At 61.0% G+C, this 3,286-nt stretch carries 1 protein-coding gene; it reads left to right on the forward strand.

Going from position 1 to position 3,286, the window contains the following annotated elements; genetic code table 11:
* Positions 1-158: 158 nt before the first annotated feature.
* Entirely contained in the window at positions 159-3,086 is a 2,928-nt protein-coding gene (locus IL54_RS19150; RefSeq protein WP_037479601.1) for a calcium-binding protein, read from the forward strand.
* The last annotated feature ends 200 nt before the right edge of the window (positions 3,087-3,286 follow it).

Here is a 3,286-nt window from a genome sequence, read left to right on the forward strand (position 1 = left end):
GGGGCTTTGCGGGCGGAGGGGGGCGCGCCTGCGCACGCAAGGCCACGGAACGGCACACGGCGATGACCCTGTCTGATCCTCGGCATCATAGAGGTCGTAACAGTTGACCCGCCAGGATTTATTGTCCAGTCCATAGCCACTTAAGTCGGAGAAATGCTGTGGCCGTTACATTTGGTTCGCCTGGTGATGATGCATTTAACGGTACGGACGGTGATGACGAAATCTATGGCTGGACCGGTGCCGACATCATTTACGGCAATGGCGGCAACGACAAGCTGTGGTCCGGCACGGTCGACCCCTATGCGGGTGCCACGATAGACTGGACGGGCGTCGATATCGGCCTGGAGCATGACCAGATATTCGGGGGCGACGGCGATGACATCATCGGCGTCGGCACTGGCGACGATGTCGATGGTGGAGCGGGAACGGACCGGCTTTATTATTCCTTCTATGGCGCGACAGACGGGGTTACCATATCGACGTCCCAGTTTCTGGGCGAGGCACCGCGCATCGTCGCCGGTGGCACCATCCGCAACATAGAGATCGTGGTGCAGCTGGAGGGCAGTAGCGCCAGCGATGTGATCGATGCGGCGACCCAAAGCGAGCGGATCACGATCTTTGCCGGAGACGGTTTTGATAGCGTGACGGCGCATGACAGCAGCGTGACGCTCTATGGTGGTGCCGGCGATGACCGGTTTTTCAGTGGGACGGCGGCCGACTTTTTCAGCGGCGGCGAAGGAACCGACACGGTCGATTACAGCCGCTATGGCCAAGGCGTCACCGTCACCCTGGGTCAGTCAAACTGGGGCGAGGGGCCGGACGGCGATCAGTTTGTCGATGTCGAGCAGGTGGTGGGATCGGCCCATGCCGACACGATTTCCGGCAACGACCAGGCCAATAATTTGGAAGGTGGCGACGGCGATGACAGCCTGTTCGGGCTGGGCGGCGATGACCTGATGTTCGGGGGTGCCGGTAACGACCAGATGATGGGCGGAGACGGTGGAGACACGCTGTTCGGCGATGCAGGCGACGACCGCATGTCGGGGGAAGCCGGCAATGATTATCTGGTTGGCGGCAGCGGCAACGACCAGTTGTCCGGTGGCGACGGCGATGACGAACTGTCCGGCGGCCAGGGCAATGACCTGTTGGAAGGTGGGCGCGACAACGACACCATCTACGGCGGCATCGGTGACGATGTGGTCCGCGGCAATGATGGCGATGACAAGCTCTATGGCGACGGCGTCATCAGCAGCACTGGCGATGGCGACGATCTGATCGAAGGCGGAAATGGCAATGACCTGATCCGTGGCGGTGGCGGTGACGACACTCTTTATGGCGATTCGGGCAATGATGATCTTGCCGGGGGTAGTGGCAGCGACGTCATTTATGGCGGCGACGGCGACGACTGGATCGATGGTTTTGGCGAATATGGCTATGGCCTCGACGAGCATCCCGACATTCTTTTTGGCGGTGCGGGCAACGACCGCATCAGCATATCCTATGGCGACAGCGCCGATGGCGGGATCGGCGACGACAGCCTTTTCGTCAACTTTTATTCCGGCGCTACGAGTGGTGTGTCCGCTGACCTGACGCTGTTGACCAATGGCGGATCCCTGAACATCGGTGGAGGGACACTGTCTGGGTTCGAATATGTTAGCGGTTTGTCGTTGACCCAGTTCGATGATGTCGTCGTGGCGGGCGCGGTACGCAGCGCGGCCGAAGGGATCAGCATCGATGGTTGGGGCGGAAATGATGACCTGACCGGCAGCCTGGGCGTCGATATGATCTATGGCGGCGATGGCGATGACATCCTGCGCGGCGGGCTGGGGCGCAACAGCGAGGTTTCGCCGGGTCTTGATCGTTTGTTCGGCGAAGCGGGTAACGACACCATCCTGATCGATCGCGATGGCGCATTTGCCTTTGGCGGCGAGGGTGACGACCGCATCATCGGCGGCGATGGCGACGATGAGATACAGGGTGACAATGGCGATGACGTTCTGAGTGGCGGCGGCGGGAATGATGCTCTCGCCGGCGGGGACGGTGTCGATTCCTTGCAGGGCGGCTCCGGGGACGACATTTTGGACGGCGGCGCTGGCGACGATCGCCTGTTGCCGGGGACGGGCCACAATATCGTCGACGGCGGGGATGGGTTCGATACGGTGGTTCTTACGGGTGGCGTTGCAAGTTACAGCTATCTCGTGTCGGGCGCTTCGACTTTCGTCATAGGCGAAGAGGGCGCTTCGCGGATCGTGAATGTAGAACATGTCGCTTTTGCCAACGAGGCGCTGGGAAGTGCCGATCTGGCGGGCAGCTTGTCGGCGTTCGATGGGTTGCGCTATATCGCTGGCTATGGGGACTTGATCGCTGCCTTCGGACCCGATGCAGATAGCGCGACCGCGCATTATGTGGCGAGCGGCTTTGCCGAAGGGCGCGATGCCAAAGAGTTCGATGTGCTCGATTATATCGCAGGCTATGACGATCTGATCGCAGCTTTTGGCACCGATACGCAGGCGGCAACACGCCATTATATCGATGGCGGCTTTGTGGAGGGCCGCAGCGACGCGTTGTTTGATGGGCTGCAATATATCGCCTCCTATGGCGATCTGATCGAGGCATTCGGGACGGACGCGGACGCCGGGGCGCGCCATTTCATCCAGGGCGGTCGTGACGAGGGACGGAGCGACGATCTGTTCGACGGGCTGCAATATGTCGCGTCCCATGGCGATCTGATCGGCGCGATTGGTACGGATGTGGAGGCGGCGGCCGAGCATTTCATCAAAAACGGCTATGGCGAAGGCCGAATGGCCGACGATTTTGACGGCTTACGTTACATTGCGTCGAACGCGGACCTGATCGTCGCGCTGGGTGATGATGATGACGCGGCTGCGCGCCATTATATTCTGGCAGGGCAGCAAGAAGGCCGGGATGTCGACGGGTTCGATGCGTTGGCCTATGCGGCGGCCAATCCTGATCTGGCGGCAGCTTTTGGTACTGACGTCGATGCGCTGACCGAACATTATATCGACACGGGCTATTTTGAGCATCGTGTGGTGGCTCCGGGCGCCGATATGTTCATGGCGGCCTAAGCGGATCATCCCGCGAAATGTCTGGCCAAGTGCGTCTTGCTGGCGCACGTTCGGCGTTACCGTGCCTCTGCCTGATCCTGCCACCTGCATCGCCGCCGGGCTGGCGGACGGGCGGTGCGCCGATTGAGGATGTGATGCCATGACCGATCCTGTCCCACGCGATATCGTCATCATCGGGGGCGGGCAGATGGGGGTGGCGC

The organism is Sphingobium sp. ba1 (genome assembly GCF_000743655.1).
Classification (GTDB): Bacteria; Pseudomonadota; Alphaproteobacteria; order Sphingomonadales; family Sphingomonadaceae; genus Sphingobium.